The organism is Mucilaginibacter paludis DSM 18603, from assembly GCF_000166195.2.
GTDB classification, from domain to species: domain Bacteria; phylum Bacteroidota; class Bacteroidia; order Sphingobacteriales; family Sphingobacteriaceae; genus Mucilaginibacter; species Mucilaginibacter paludis.
Genome location: NZ_CM001403.1, coordinates 843,584 through 859,091, shown reverse-complemented (window position 1 = coordinate 859,091; position 15,508 = coordinate 843,584). Strand labels below are relative to the sequence as shown.

At 41.6% G+C, this 15,508-nt stretch carries 14 protein-coding genes; 11 read left to right on the top strand and 3 right to left on the bottom strand.

Annotation, left to right across the window (positions count from 1 at the left end):
* Window positions 1-11 precede the first annotated feature (11 nt).
* The gene (locus MUCPA_RS03705) at window positions 12-1,040 is read right to left on the bottom strand and encodes a phytanoyl-CoA dioxygenase family protein (RefSeq protein ID WP_040625695.1); all 1,029 of its coding nucleotides are present in this window, start codon (window positions 1,038-1,040) and stop codon (window positions 12-14) included.
* Complete coding sequence (locus MUCPA_RS03700; RefSeq protein WP_008504528.1) at window positions 1,033-1,263, bottom strand: hypothetical protein; 231 nt, start codon at window positions 1,261-1,263, stop codon at window positions 1,033-1,035. The genes MUCPA_RS03705 and MUCPA_RS03700 overlap by 8 nt, the downstream gene beginning before the upstream one ends.
* Before the next feature lie 405 nt (window positions 1,264-1,668).
* Between MUCPA_RS03700 and MUCPA_RS03690 the strand changes: the two genes are divergently transcribed.
* The 3 genes from MUCPA_RS03690 to MUCPA_RS03680 all read left to right on the top strand — a co-directional run bounded on the left by MUCPA_RS03690 (window position 1,669) and on the right by MUCPA_RS03680 (window position 4,924).
* Entirely contained in the window at window positions 1,669-3,000 is a 1,332-nt protein-coding gene (locus MUCPA_RS03690) for a DUF5690 family protein (RefSeq protein WP_008504527.1), read from the top strand.
* Window positions 2,993-4,120 carry a TIGR03364 family FAD-dependent oxidoreductase gene (locus MUCPA_RS03685; RefSeq protein ID WP_008504526.1) on the top strand — a complete coding sequence of 376 codons (1,128 nt, stop codon included), beginning with the start codon at window positions 2,993-2,995 and terminating at the stop codon, window positions 4,118-4,120. Before MUCPA_RS03690 ends, MUCPA_RS03685 begins: the two co-directional genes overlap by 8 nt.
* Window positions 4,121-4,234: 114 nt before the next feature.
* On the top strand, window positions 4,235-4,924 hold the full coding sequence (locus MUCPA_RS03680) for an HAD-IA family hydrolase (RefSeq protein WP_008504525.1): 690 nt from the start codon (window positions 4,235-4,237) through the stop codon (window positions 4,922-4,924).
* Window positions 4,925-4,959: 35 nt separating this feature from the next.
* Here MUCPA_RS03680 and MUCPA_RS03675 read toward each other — a convergent pair whose 3' ends face one another.
* Window positions 4,960-5,541, bottom strand: coding sequence for a cupin domain-containing protein (locus MUCPA_RS03675; RefSeq protein WP_040627021.1), 582 nt, complete (start codon window positions 5,539-5,541; stop codon window positions 4,960-4,962).
* A gap of 203 nt (window positions 5,542-5,744) precedes the next feature.
* Here MUCPA_RS03675 and MUCPA_RS03670 point away from each other — a divergent pair, with 203 nt between their 5' ends.
* The 8 genes from MUCPA_RS03670 (at window position 5,745) to MUCPA_RS03640 (ending at window position 15,508) form a co-directional block, all read left to right on the top strand.
* A complete protein-coding gene (locus MUCPA_RS03670; RefSeq protein WP_008504523.1) occupies window positions 5,745-6,320 on the top strand; it encodes an HD domain-containing protein in 576 nt (191 codons plus the stop codon).
* A 178-nt stretch (window positions 6,321-6,498) separates the two neighbouring features.
* The gene (locus MUCPA_RS03665) at window positions 6,499-9,807 is read left to right on the top strand and encodes a carboxypeptidase-like regulatory domain-containing protein (protein ID WP_008504522.1); all 3,309 of its coding nucleotides are present in this window, start codon (window positions 6,499-6,501) and stop codon (window positions 9,805-9,807) included.
* Between the two features lie 20 nt (window positions 9,808-9,827).
* Entirely contained in the window at window positions 9,828-11,408 is a 1,581-nt protein-coding gene (locus tag MUCPA_RS03660) for a SusD/RagB family nutrient-binding outer membrane lipoprotein (RefSeq protein WP_008504521.1), read from the top strand.
* A 56-nt stretch (window positions 11,409-11,464) separates the two neighbouring features.
* A complete protein-coding gene (locus MUCPA_RS03655; protein ID WP_008504520.1) occupies window positions 11,465-12,700 on the top strand; it encodes an alkaline phosphatase family protein in 1,236 nt (411 codons plus the stop codon).
* Window positions 12,701-12,708: 8 nt separating this feature from the next.
* The gene (locus tag MUCPA_RS03650; RefSeq protein ID WP_008504519.1) at window positions 12,709-13,797 is read left to right on the top strand and encodes an alkaline phosphatase family protein; all 1,089 of its coding nucleotides are present in this window, start codon (window positions 12,709-12,711) and stop codon (window positions 13,795-13,797) included.
* 305 nt (window positions 13,798-14,102) lie between these two features.
* Window positions 14,103-14,384, top strand: coding sequence for a hypothetical protein (locus tag MUCPA_RS03645; protein WP_040625692.1), 282 nt, complete (start codon window positions 14,103-14,105; stop codon window positions 14,382-14,384).
* A 60-nt stretch (window positions 14,385-14,444) separates the two neighbouring features.
* A complete protein-coding gene (locus MUCPA_RS37540) occupies window positions 14,445-14,642 on the top strand; it encodes a hypothetical protein (RefSeq protein ID WP_008504514.1) in 198 nt (65 codons plus the stop codon).
* A 269-nt stretch (window positions 14,643-14,911) separates the two neighbouring features.
* Window positions 14,912-15,508, top strand: coding sequence for an RNA polymerase sigma factor (locus tag MUCPA_RS03640; RefSeq protein WP_008504512.1), 597 nt, complete (start codon window positions 14,912-14,914; stop codon window positions 15,506-15,508).

Sequence of the window (15,508 nt, the reverse complement as noted above, 5' to 3'; positions counted from 1 at the left end):
AAGTTGATAGGTTATTTTGCAGGATATGATTCGGGCGCGTTGGCTGGTTCGTACTTAATGTATTGAACAAACCTGGGTACATCAGATGTATTAGGGCTGCTGCCGTGCGGAAGCGCATGGTGCCAGATAATAAAGTCACCTGCTGAGGCGGTAATCGGGATGCTCCCTAAAGCGTGAAGATTCTGCCGGGAAGGATCGGTGCCCGGCGCAAGGCCATCCAGCCAGTTTTTAATTTGATGTTGAAATCTGGGTACAAGCGTAAACGCTCCCTGGTTAGCTGCGGTATCGGCAAGATACAAGATGCCCTGTAATCCAAACGGTATGGGTAAAGTTAAAGCGCAATCCCAGTGCAAATCCGGACCCGGAAATTTCCAGGTATCTGTTTCCGGTGGGTTAAAGCCTGTGCGGTCGGTATTTAGCCAAATATCTGTGCGCTGCCAAAGCTGCTCAAAGGCCATCCTTATTTTGGCCGACCTTCGGTTCTTCTCCAGCAAAGGGTGCTGGAAAAGTTGCACCATAATGCCCTGCTTTGCGGGATGCGGTTTGTACCAGGTGTGAGGGTTATCACGTTCAACACCGATATGGTTGCAGATAACCTCGATGGTGGCATCGCAATCTTGCCGCGGTACGGCATTTTTAATAATAATGTAGCCGTTTTTATCCCAGAAATCCAGCTGTGCTGCAGCTATTATCGTTGGTGTTTGCCCTGTGCCGCTATCATTAGCGGGGGGATGAATCGTATTGTTAAAACGCTTTATAGTTTCGGCAGATGGTACTCCGGCAGTATCTACTATCCATTTTTCTAACTGTTCAAAAGTAGGGGCAGAGTTGTACATGTAGATGATGCATTGTTCAAGGCCAATTCCAAGGGCCGATAGCAGTGTTTTATCTGTCTGCCATTCCTGATGATAGGCATTGGCACTTAACAAATTCTGTTTTTTCAACTGGGCCTTGTTCCAAAATCTTTTCAGATGCATAATCCCCAGCCCGCCTGTTTCTGCAGATGGTGCTATATCCGGCAATTCGGTTGTATTATTCATGATTGTTAACGCTTTGTTCATACATGTTTATCTGGCAGGTCCAGCTAATCATTTCGGGGAAGCTTTTGGTATTAAGCTTGGTTGCGGTTGCATAGCTGTTAGCACCGTCGTGCTTAATTCGTTTCAGGCGTTCTTTTTCAATGGCAACAATTATTTCACCATTTTTTAAAATGCAGGCGGAACCATCATGTGATGGTCCGGTCCCTAAGATATAGGTACTCATTAAAAGCGTATAGGATATGAAAAAATTTAGGTTTAGCGTAAAATTAATAATTGTATTATAATAATTAATAGCTATTTGAATTAATATGCACAAGCTTAGTTTTTTTATCAGCAAGCCGTGTGTACAGTATGGAAAAAACTTTTTACTTGTTTATAAAAAAAGCGCTAAACTCATTTTGCCTGCTATAACCTTAAATAGTTATATACTACTAAACCTGTTACTTATCGCAGTTTTATGGAACTACTTCTTACGGCAGGGTTATGAGTAAGCAAATTACACCCGCATCAAACATTACATTTAACATTAATTTAGTTTAGTATTAATAAACAAAGTATAGTATTGCTTAGTAATTGATCGAGTTACAGGTTTTCTGATTTTTAGATATTATGCGCCTTTACTGGAAATATGAATAGGGATCTTCAAATAAACACAGACAGTAAAATTATACAGCGTTTGCGGATTGAGGTAGCTAAATTACCTTACGGAGTAATATCGGTGTTGGCTGCTATAGCTGCCTTTGGAACTTATACAGCAATGTATGCTTTTCGTAAGGCATTCGCTTCAGCTACATTTCCCGGTCAACAATATTTGCATGTAGATTACAAAGTATGGTTAGTTATAGCCCAGGTTTTGGGTTATACGTTAAGTAAGTTTTATGGTATTCGCTTCATTTCAGAACTTAAGGATGACCGCCGCGCGCCAAGTATTTTTTTACTGATCGGCGCAAGCTGGCTTGCCTTGTTGCTATTTGCGCTTATACCTGCGCCCTATAATATTATTTGCCTGTTTTTAAACGGTTTCCCTCTCGGCATGATATGGGGGATCGTTTTTAGTTATCTTGAGGGCCGCAAATCCACCGAGTTTATGGCAGCGGTGCTATCAATCAGTTTAATTTTTGCGTCTGGCTTAATCAAAACCATTGGGCGTACATTAATTAGCAGCTGGGCAATTAACGCCTATTGGATGCCATTTTTAACGGGCGCTTTATTCGTAATCCCTTTAGTACTATTTGTTGGCTGCCTTGAGCTGATGCCTCCGCCTACTGCCGAAGACATTAGTTTGCGTACCAAAAGAGCACCCATGAATGCAGCTGAACGTTTAGATTTTTTATCCCGCTTTTGGCCCGGTATATTACTAACCATCGTAATTTATGTATTACTTACCGTGATGCGAGATGTACGCGATAATTTTGAGGTAGAAATCTGGTCGGCCTTAGGGATACACGATAACACCATCTTTACTAAAATTGATACCATTATTTCTGTTATTGTATTGGTGTTAATGAGCTTACTGGTGCTTGTTAAACGTAACCTGCAAGCTTTCAGCCTCATTCATATCATGATCATTTTAGGGTGCGTGTTGATATGCGGTGCAACACTATTATTTAATATGCAGATGATAAGCCCCATGGTATGGATGACTCTGGCCGGCCTTGGGCTTTACTTGGGCTATGTGCCATACAATGCCGTATTTTTTGAACGGATGATTGCTACTTTTCATTGCAAAGGTAATGTTGGCTTCTTAATTTACATTGCCGACTCCATGGGTTACCTGGCCTCAATCAGTTTATTGTTGGTTAAAGAACTTGGGCGGCCATCAGTTAGCTGGGCCGCTTTTTTTAGAGATGGTGTTCTTTTGGTAGGTATTATAGGCGGCCTGTCCGCTATTTTTTCATTATTATATTTTAGAAACCGGGCAACTAAGCCCGTCACATTAAAAACAGAACAGTATGAGTAAGTCGGCCATTATTATTGGCGCCGGTATAGTAGGGTTAGCTACTGCCAGGGCGTTGGCGGTACGAGGATACCAGGTAAGCATTTTTGAACGGAACGAACAAGCTGTTGGGGCATCTATACGCAACTTCGGGATGATCTGGCCCATTGGCCAGGCCACCGGGCCCATGTACGATAGAGCGATGCTATCGCGAAGCATTTGGAAGGAGCTATGTACCGAGGCCGGGATATGGCACGATGAAGTGGGCTCGCTGCATTTAGCTTATCATGACGATGAACTACAGGTGATGAAGGAATATGTAGAGAGTAATCAACAATATAGGCCATGCCAGTTACTGAATCCTTCGGCAGCCGAACAAAAATCGCCGGCAATACAGCTTGATGGTTTAAAAGGAGCTTTATGGAGCCCCGAAGAAATGATTATCGAATCGAGGGTGGCAGTTGCACAGGTTGCAGCTTACCTGGCCGAACGATATCATGTTAAGTTTTACTGGAATACCGCTATCAGTTTAATTGAATATCCTAAAGTATTTTCGGGTACGCAAGCCTGGGATGCCGACGAAATTTATGTTTGCAGCGGCCAGGATTTTGAGACGCTATATCCGGAGTTATTTGGGGCTTCGGCAATTACCAAGTGCAAACTGCAAATGATGCGGCTTGAAACGCAACCCGATGGCTGGCGTATAGGCCCTGCGCTTTGCGGGGGCTTATCCATGATCCACTATCCGGGCTTCCAGGTGGCGGCTTCATTACCTGCTTTGCGCAATCGTTATGAGGTACAGTATGCGGAGTATTTAAAATGGGGTATTCATGTCATGGTATCGCAAAACGGTGGCGGGGAGCTAACCATTGGCGATTCTCACGAGTATGGACTGGTGCACGACCCTTTTGACAAAGAGTTTATCAATCGTTTTATTAAAGATTATCTACACACTTTCGCTAATTTAAAAAACTGGAATTTACATCAGTCATGGCACGGTGTGTATCCTAAAATGACCAATGGCGAAACTGAATTAATAGTTGATGTTGAACCGGGTGTAACGGTAATTAACGGCCTTGGTGGTAACGGCATGACACTTTCATTTGGCCTTTGTGAACAATTGATAGCCAGCAGAGTTGGATAGCCAGTTAATGTGGCAATAAATTTATTTAGAACAGTTGAATTTTATGATGTCGGTTATATAAAATAAAACAGCTCTCATAATTAAAACCGACAACATTTATAGATTAACGCAACAATGGAACATCAAATAAAGATGGTTGTATTCGATATGGCCGGAACTACGGTAAGCGAAAACAACCTGGTTTACAAAACACTCAACAAGGCAATTAACGAAGCCGGTTTTAATATTGGTTTAACTGAAGTTTTGGCCCTGGGAGCCGGTAAAGAGAAAAAGCAGGCCATAAGGGCTGTACTTGCAACTCAAGCCAGCGTGGCTGATGAAGCCTTAATTGATCAGATCTATGATAATTTTTTTACCCAGCTCACCAATGCATACGCGGTAGAAGAGATTTTACCACAACCCCATGCAGCCGAGCTATTTGCTGCTTTAAAAAAAATGGATGTACTTACCATTTTGAATACCGGCTATGACAGGGTTACCGCGCAAACAATTATTGATAAGTTAAACTGGCGGACGGGAATAGATTTTGATGCTTTAATTACCGCATCGGATGTAGCTCAAAACAGGCCTTATCCTGATATGATACAACTTGCCATGAAACAGTTTAATATACTTAACGGCAACCGGGTTATTAAAGTAGGCGATTCTGCCATCGATATTGAAGAAGGAAAAAATGCAGGTTGTTACTATAGCATTGGTATTACAACCGGAGCACAAACTGTTGAGCAGTTACAAGCCGCCAAGCCGGATGCCATTATAGACGACCTGATGGAAATACTATCGCTCATCAATCGAAGCAAATAGTGATATTAACCGGAACGGACATTATTATATTATGATTAAACTTTGTTCTCTTCAAAAAAATAAATAACCAGCATCATCGCTTTTTCCGTTCCGATATTTTTAGGTGTGTGCGGTATACGCCCGTCAAATAACATGGAATCACCAGCGCTGAAAGTAATTGTTTTGTCGTTAAAATGGTACGCTATTTCGCCTGATAAAAAATATTTAAATTCAAAAGCCTGTGTTTCAACAAATGGCCTTGAGGCGTCCACATTCAACTCCAGTAGTACAAAATCAACAGTTGAATGTTTAATATGTTGGGTAAAAATCCGCTGGTAATAGAAGCCATGTGCGTCTTCTTTTTCAAAATGCTCATATTGTTCTTTGCGCCTGACGATGATTGGGGTACTTGATGATTTACTATGAATATCCTTAAAAAATACGTTCAGATCGATATCTAATGATCTGATAATATCAATTAAAACAATTAACGACGGTATGGTTCTGCTATTCTCTATTTGCGAGATCAACCCTTTACTTACATTAGCCTTAATGGCAAGGTCGTGTACAGTTATGTTTTTTTCGCGCCTGCGCTCTTTAATTTTGTTACTGATCTGGATTAATATATCTTCTTCCATCGGTTGGAGTATAATTGCGTGTGAAAATATGGTTTTTGATATTTCGGCGCAAGCAAACATTTGGTTAAAATCTGTTAAGTGGGGTTTTTCAACAAGCGGGTTGCATCGCCACGCAAAATAAATTATTAAAACAGCAACAAAACACATTTTACGTTAACGGTAGAGTAATAATACTTGCCTTAATTTGAATAAATCAATAAAATATGACCTTTAACCCGGTAGCAATAGTCGACAGTTTATTTGCCTTATATGAATTACATGGCAATGATGATTACATAGGCGAACCTGTTTCGCAATTGGAACACATGTCTCAGGCCGCTGCTTTGGCAGAAGCCGAAGGTTTTGAAGATGAAGTGATCTTAGCTGCTTTTTTTCACGACATCGGTCACCTTTGTGCCGCAGACGGTGAAACGCTTAGCATGGACGGTTTCGGCAATGTTGATCATGAAAAGATAGGTGGCGATTACTTGCGTAAACAAGGTTTTTCGGAGCGGATGGCTGCTTTGGTAGAGAGCCATGTGGTTGCCAAGCGTTACCTCACCTATAAATTTCCAGAATATTATCAGCAACTGTCGGAAGCCAGTAAAGCTACCCTTCAGTTTCAGGGTGGCGTAATGACGGCGGAAGAAGCCCGCGAATTTGAGTTGAACCCCGATGCAGAGTTGATAATCAAAATCAGGACGTGGGATGATATGGCTAAAGAAACCTCAATTCCGGTTAATAATATCGATATCCTCAAACAAAAGGCAATCAGTCACTTAGTTAAAAATCAATCATAGGTATATCGTTAATCTATTGTAACTCAACTGTGATATTGTTGTTAGTAAAAATAGATTTTTAACAGTAAAAGCCCATAAACTTAAACAACTCTTAATGTAAATTTTGTTTAGTATTTATAAACAAAGTTTAGTATTGCTGCAATAAATAAAATGTTAAATCAAACCAAATTTCACTTTTATGCAGCAATTGTACTTCAAACTGAAGATGCTGGTAACTGTACTGTTACTGGCTGTTCTTCCTCATTTAGTTTTTGCCCAGAGTAGGTTGTCGGGCACTGTGTTTGACGCAGATAAGCAGCCGCTCCCCGGTGTTTCTGTATTAGTTAAAGGGACAGCCAAAGGCGTTTCAACTGATGCTGATGGCCGGTTTATGATTAATGCAAACCCCGGCGACGTATTGGTTTTTAAATTTATCGGTTCCGAATCAAAAGAAGTTTTGGTAGCCAGTAAAAAAGTTATTGATGTAACCCTTTTACCAGATTCAAAAACGCTTACCGAGGTTGTTGTAACCGCCTTAGGCGTAAAAAAGGAAACCCGTACCATTGGGTATTCGGTTCAGGAGGTTAATGGCGAAGATTTAATTAAAGCGCGCGACCCCAACCCCATATCCGGCTTAACGGGTAAAGTTGCCGGTTTATCGGTAGCACCCAACGCCGAGTTATTGCGCTCGCCTAACGTTTTGTTGCGTGGGAGCTCCATATCATTGTATGTAGTTGATGGTTTTCCTATCAATACCGATACATACGATATCAGCCCCGACGATATCGAAACCTACACGGTATTAAAAGGCCCAACCGCAGCCGCCCTATACGGTAGCCGTGCCCAGGCCGGTGCCATTTTAATTACCACCAAAAAAGGAGATAAAAATAAAAAAGGCTTTACTGTTAACTTAAACAGCAGCACCGTTCTTAATAACGGTTTTTTAACTTTCCCAAGATTACAGGATAGCTATGGGCCCGGTGAAAGTACCTACTACAAGTTTGTGGACGGAAAGGGTGGCGCACCCGGAGGTGTAGATGGTGATTATGATGTTTGGGGACCATACTTTAACGGCCAGTTAATACCCCAGTACGACAGCCCGGTTATAAATGGAGTTAGGCAAGGCACACCCTGGGTTGCCCGTGGTGCCAATAATCTTAACCGTTTTTTGCAAGCCGGTTATCAAACCAATAACAATATTTCATTAACAGGCAACGGCGATAACTACACAACGCGATTTTCATTGTCTGATCAGCATCAGCAAAGCTACATCCCTAATAACTATTTAAATATAGTTAACTTTAACATGTATGCCAGCTTTAATCCAACATCGCGAATTAAAATAGAAGGTAACTTAGACTTTAACAGGCAGTTTACCGATAATTTTCCGGATGTTGATTACGGACCTAACAGCTTGATCTACAACATAGCGATATGGACCGGTGCCGATTGGGATATCAACGCCCCGGATATTAAAGGCGAATGGCAACCTGGTAAAACCAATGTTCAGTCGGTATTTGCAGAATATCAGCGTTACCACAACCCATGGTTCCAGGTAAACGAGTGGACACGCGGGCACTACAAAACCAATACTACCGGTTATCTTTCTGGCAATTACAAGATCAACAATAATTTGAACGCTACTTTGCGTGCACAGGTTAACACCTACGATTTGTTACGTACAGAAAAAATGCCGTATTCGGCACACCCTTACGGTCGTGAAAATAATGAGGGTGACTACAGAGAAGACCGTAGAAATTTGTTTGATAACAATACGGAGTTGTTTCTAAATTATAACTACACTATCAAAAAGTTTTTAAACTTGTCGGGATTGGTGGGTACCAACCTGCGTAATTTCTCTTATTCGTCAAACTGGACATCTACCGATTATTTGAATGTTCCGGCTGTATACTCATTCAGTAATTCAAAAAATCCGCTACAGTCGTCGAGCTTTAACGCGGGTTTATTAACCTTGAGCGAGTACTTATCGTTAGATGCCGGTTTTGGTAAATATGCTACTTTCTCATATACTATCCGGAACGAGAAGAATTCGGCTTTCCAAACAACCACCTCATACTCGTATCCAAGCTACTCTTTATCAAGCGTATTAACCGATTATTTATCTATCCCTAAGGCCATTTCGTTCCTCAAACTGAGAGCCTCTTACGCCGAAGTTAGGGGTGCCGATTCACCGGCAACTATTGGCCCTGCACCTTTTAGCAACATAACCGCTTTGGGTGGAGGCGCAAATAAAGATAACCCATTAATGTCAAATCCTTTAGATTACGGCCAGGCTTATGCTTCGCCATATAATGGCCCTGGTTACAGTTTGTTAACATCGTACACTATATCTAAACCATACAAAAACCAAGCGGCAGGTTACGGCTCTGATGCCCTTTACCAGCAAGGAATTGTAACTTCAGACCGTGTAAACTACGAAGGTGGTTTTGATATTAAATTTTTAAATAACCGCTTAGGTTTTAGCGGTACCGCGTTCAAGTATATTGATGGGCCGCAGATATTGAAAAACTCTATATCATCTGCAACCGGTTACTCAATATTCTACCTTAATGCTTTAAAAACACAAACAACCGGTTTGGAAGCAAGTTTAAGCGGTACGCCAATAAGAAACGCGCGCGGCTTTGGTTGGGATGTTATGGTTAACTGGTCAACCAACAAAACTATTTATAAAGAGTTGCCTCCGGGCCAAACCTTCTATTTAACAAATTATACCGTAGGCGAAAGAGTTGACGATTTGTACGGAACAGATTTTGTAAGATCGCCTACAGGTGATATTATCTTTGATGCCGCTGGTAAACCCATTACACCAACCCGTCACGACCAATTATTGGGCCATGCAGGTGCTGATTTTTCGTGGAGTTTAATCAATAAATTCCATTATAAATCATTAAACTTTGGTTTCCAGCTGGATGGTTCGGTAGGTGGGGTTATTGCCGACTACATGTTTAATAAAACAGTTCGTGGTGGCCGTAACATCATTACCGCCGAAGGTGCCCTGGGCGATGCACGTTACCAGGATTGGAAAAACTATGTACCCAATGGCATCCCCGGTGCCGATCCTAATTACAAAGGTAGCTATGTAGGCCAGGGCGTAGTGATCTCCAATGGGGTAACACCAACATTTGATCCTAATACCGGCGCTGTTACCAACTATGCTGCCTTACAATTTGCGCCAAATACCACACCCGCCCTGGTGCAGGATTATGTGAGTAAATACTACAACATTACTTCAACCAACCTGGCCAGTAAAACCTTTGCCAAACTGCGCGAAGTAACCATAGGCTATGATCTGCCTAAAAAATGGTTATCCAAAATAGCTGTCGAAAAACTATCAGTATCGGCAGTAGGCCGTAACCTGCTTTATTTTTATGGTAATAAAATGTTTAAGGATGTGGATATGGATCAATATAACGGTAATTCGACAAGTACGGTGCTACAATCGCCAACGGTAAAAAGCTATGGCTTTAACGTGAATATTACCTTTTAATTAACAATCAGCTAACAGATATGAAAACGATTTATAAAACATTGATGGTGTTAGGCATTGTAGCTATAACATCAACCAGCTGCCAAAAAGAATTTGATAAGCTCACCCTAAACAAGAACGTACCTACCAATGTTCTGGCATCATTGCTTTTACAGGGCGTAGTTAACGATTTACCCGACTTACCCGATAGCCAGTACGAAATATGGAGCCAATACCATTTGTACAATTATGATTATTATGGCAATAACCGTTATGATTTTAGCGGAGGTAAATTTTATTATACCACAATAAAAAATGTGGTATTGATGGAAGCCGCAGCTATCAAGGCGGGGGCACCGGCCACTAACCCCTACAGTGCCTTGGGTAAATTTTTCAGAGCTTACTTTTTCTCGAAAATGACTTTGCAAATGGGCGATATCCCGATGACGCAGGCCTTACAAGGACTCGATAACCTAACACCAGCTTATGATACGCAAAAAGCTGTTTTTATACAGGTTTTGAAATGGCTGGAGGATGCAAATACCGATTTAACCACCTTAATCAACTCTGGTACTACTACGGTTGATGGAGATATCTATTTTGAAAGCGGCAATTTAACCCAATGGAGAAGAGTAGTAAATGCCTTTAGACTAAGAATACTATTGGAGTTGAGTAAAAAAACATCGGATACTGATTTAAATGTTGCCGCTCAGTTTGCTGCTATTGTTAACAACCCAGGCAAATATCCTTTAATGACATCTTTGAGCGATAATTTGCAATACGTATTTCTTGATCCGACCAATTACTATCCCGAAACGCCGAGTAATTTTGGGCAAAATGCAGGGCGTAAAAACATGAGCAGTACCTATGTAGGTTTGCTTACGGCATCAAAAGATCCACGGGTATTTGTAACCGCCGAGCCGGCACGTTACCTGGTTGATACCCAAGGCCAAAGTGCTACAGATTTTGCGTCATTTGTTGGTGCCGATCCAGGTTTGGATTTGGGTATTATGTATAAAAACGCTATTCAGGGTCAATATTCATTTATTGGCCGTAAACGTTACTACTCCACTTTTACCGGCGAACCAAGCATACAAGTAGGCTACATGGAGCAACTGTTTAATATAGCAGAGGGTATTAATCGTGGTTGGATTAGCGGCAATGCCGAAAGTTACTACATACAAGGTATACAAGCCTCGCTCCAGTGGTATGGCATCCCTACAACGGGTACTTTTACCGCATCTTTCTATCGCCCGGGCTCAAAAGATACCGGAGTGCCTTCTAATTACGACAATTATACCATTACTACAGACTGGAATACCTTTTACAACCAAGCTGCTGTTAAATATGCCGGTGGTACAACAGGCTTAACGCAAATACTACAGCAAAAATACCTGGCGGGCTTTCGTCACAACGGTTTAGAGTCTTACTATACCTATCGCCGTACAGGGGTTCCTAATTTTACTACCGGAACCGGAACGGGTAACAGCGGGCATATTGCACTGCGTTTTCAGTACCCCACATCAGAACATGATGCCAATACCACTAACTACAATGCTGCCGTGAGTAGCCAGTATGGCACTACCGACGATATTAACGGCACCATGTGGATACTTAAATAAAAACAAGGTTAAGAGGCATAGCATAAAGTTATGCCTCTTTTTAATTTGATGAAGAGATGAAAAAATACTTGTTGATGCTTGCCGGGATACTGCATTTAGGCCTGTGTGTTGCCCAAACAGCACCTAAAAAAGTAGTATTTATTATTGCCGATGGTATTCCTGCTGATGTTTTGGAAAAAGCCAATACCCCCAATATTAAAAAAATGATAGCCGAAGGCGCTTATTCCCGCGCGCATGTTGGCGGCGATAAAGGTACTTACAACCAAACGCCAACCATATCTGCACCCGGGTATAACGATTTGCTTACCGGCACATGGGGTAATAAGCATAATGTATGGGATAATGATATTAAGGCACCAAACTATCATTATAAAAACATTTTCAGGTTACTTAAAGAGCAACAGCCGGATAAAAAGATAGCTATTTTTTCTACATGGCTGGATAACCGCACAAAACTGATAGGGGAGGGCTTGCAAGAAGCAGGCAACATCAAGTTTGATTATAAGTACGACGGTTACGAATTGGATACCATGGCATTTCCGCATGATAAACTGAGCGCATACACCCACCTGATAGATAACAAGGTTGTAGCGGAAGCCGCCAATTGTATTAAAATGAACGGCCCTGATCTGTCGTGGGTATACCTGGAATACACAGATGATATAGGTCACCGTTTTGGCGATAGTGAGCAGCAAATGAAAGCCGTAGGGTATGTAGATGAGCAGGTTGGCCAAATTATGGAAGCATTGCGCTATCGTAAAGAACACGACAAGGAAGACTGGATGATTGTGCTAACAACCGATCATGGGCGCGATGCCAACACCGGCAGAAACCACGGAGGCCAATCCGACCGTGAGCGTACCACCTGGATAGCAACCAATCAAAAACCAAACGCCTACTTTACTTCGGGGCAATTGGCCATAGTTGATATTTTGCCTTCTATAGCCCGGTTTATTCATATCGATCTGCCTGCCGAAATCCAGCGCGAGCTTGATGGTGTGCCGTTTATGGGCAACATAGCCATAAGTGCCGCGCAGGCGGTATTAAAAACCGATAGCCTGAACGTGAGCTGGAAAGCATGGAATAACAAAGAGAAAGTAACTGTTAGCATAACTACTACCAATAACTTTAAAAACGGCGGAGTTGATAGCTATACTACAACCGTTACGGTTCCGGCCGGACAGCAATCTGTGAATGTGGATGTAAAAAACAAAGCTGCCGACTTATACAAAATTGTACTGCAAACTAAAAGTAACACCTTAAACAGGTGGGTTATTAAACCAACTCAATAAAATAAGCCATGAAAAAAAATATTTTGTTAATGTTAGCCATTACCCTGGCAGCATCATCGCTTTTTGCGCAAACCAATAAAACAAAAAACGTAATTATTGTTACGCTTGACGGCCTGCGGTGGCAGGAACTTTACCGTGGTGCCGATTCGATGTTGGTAAATTCAAAATATACCAGCGATAAGGATGTGGTACTTAAAAGTTTTGATGCCCCTGCATCGCAACAACGTCGTAAAATGCTGTTCCCTTTCTTTTGGTCAACTATCGTTCAGCAAGGGCAGCTTTATGGCAATCGCGATATGGGCAGCAAAGACGAGGTATCAAACCCGTATCATTTCTCTTATCCCGGATACAATGAAATATTTACAGGTTTCCCAGATAAACGCATGAATACCAACGACCCTATCACCAATCCCAATATGAATTTGCTCGAGTTTTTAAATAAGCAAAAAGGATTTGAAAACAAAGTAGCTGCTTTCTCTTCGTGGGAACGTTTTCCGCAGATATTGAACGTTAAAAGATCGGGCCTGTTGGTTAACTCCGGCTACGCCGACCTGGATGTACCGGGCATGAACAGCCAGTTAAAATACTTAAACGAGCTGCAACACGAAGCACCTCAATACCTGGGCGATTCAACCCGGATAGATTTTTTAACTTTTGAATTTGGAAAGCAATACCTTAAACAATTTAAACCGCGTGTACTGTATATTGCCTTTGACGAAACCGATGATATGGCGCACGCCGGTAACTACCAATTTTATCTTGACCGCGCTCACCAGGAAGATGGCTTTATTAAACAATTATGGACAATCATACAATCAGACCCCATCTATAAAGATAAAACCACTTTAATTATCACCTGCGACCATGGAAGAGGAGATACGCTTGAGGGTTGGCGCAGCCATGGTACAGATGTACCCAACTCTGAGCAAACCTGGTTTGCAGTGATTGGCCCCGATACCAAGCCAACCGGAGAAATGAAAAATACAAGCACCTCACATCAGCAACTTGCGCAAACCATATCCAAATTACTGGGGTTTGATTTTAAAGCAGCTGCCGGTCACGAGGTTGGAAATGCTATACCCGGTGTAACAAAGTAAAGAGGCAATCATGTTTTGCCGATGTTAAATAGGGCTTTGTTTAGCCCTGCCGGGGGCCGAATCCTTTAACAAAGGCAAACTATCAATTTATTGTTTGGGCCATCAGTAACAGTAGCCACCATCATGGTGGCTACTGTATTAATTATATCACATAGGCCAACAGCATACAGGGTTGAGGTGCTTTTTATATCACGAATTATTTTTTTTCGTCTACTTTTATTGTTTCAATCAAACAACTTAAATTATAGGTTTGCAGGAAGGAAGAAAAAATAAAGAATTGCTTTTAACGAACCTGAGTTCGGCTTTTGCCGTCGGCGGCTATCGCCTTTACTGTAATATGGAACGTGCTGTTTTTTACCGACCAGCTTGGTTATTTTGGTAAAAAAAGTAATATGCCGGTTGGCAATGGTGCACGTATAGCCATTGCATTTGCCTTTTTATTTGCCCTGGCTATATTGATAGCAAAGCCATTACAAAAAGTAGTATTAAAGGAGGGACGAACGATACAAGATGTTAAATTGTTTTTACTTTTTTTAATGTTTATAACGGGTATCTTGTTTATGGCACTAACTTTTATGCCTAATTAATATCTGCAAAAAACAGGATTTGGTATTTTTAGCTCGTATCTACAGCTAAATGATGCCAATATGCGAGGAATAGATTTTAGCTGTATGCCCTACATGCTTTATTGGGCCACCTCAAGAAGCCGGAGGATTGATAATGGCCTGGCGATAGATAACGTGGGCATTAAGCCCGATCAATATTTAACTCCCGGACAGGACTGGGTTGAGGAAGCCAAGCATTTTGCCGAAAGTGCGGCATTAGACACCGTAGTTGGATTTTAAGCAACTTGTGTTCTTCAGAAAACTTGATCTGCTTAACATTTGCGGGGAATAACGGGTTTAACATCCGCATAATTTGCGGGTATTAAAAATAATCAGAAATCTTTTATACGCTGCGTTTTCTTTTGTTGATTTTTTCTTTGATGTCGGTAGGTAATACCTGATTCTTTCATGGTATCTTCAAGCAATAGCCATTTGAATCTGAGTAGGGCTGGTCATATAATCTGCTGTTAACTTATAGTTCATAATAGAAGTTTAATTTTGAATTACTAATGGACTTGCTTAATACAACGGCTGACGAAGAATTACTACCCGAACTTATATCGGGCAGTGCCGATGCATTTACTGTGCTGTATGACCGTTATCATAAAAGTATTTATCAATTTATCTATAAGTACGTACATTCTGGCGCTTTGGCTGATGACCTTACCCAAGAAGTATTTATTAAGATTTGGAATGGCAGGCACCAATTGAACAACATCCAGTCCTTCAAGGGGTATTTGTTCGTAAGTGCTCGAAATCATACACTTAATAGTCTGAAAGCGGCCTTGCGGTCGGATAAGACCATGGGTGAGATTGTGAAGAATTTCGTTGCTCAACGCAAGGCTACAGATGAGCGCCTGCTGGAAGCAGATTATGCCGCGTTTCTGCAACGCGAACTTTCCAAACTACCAGAACGCAGCCGCGAGATCTTTCGGTTGTGCCGCCAGGAATATAGAACCTACGAAGAAGTTGCCCAACAGTTAGGTATTTCAAAGAGCGCTGTAAAAAGCCACATGGTATCTTCAATGAAGGTGTTAAAAACATCGGTGGAGCAAGAACTTGGCGTATCCTTAGCTACCGTTTTAGCCGTTTTTTTGCTCAGGTAA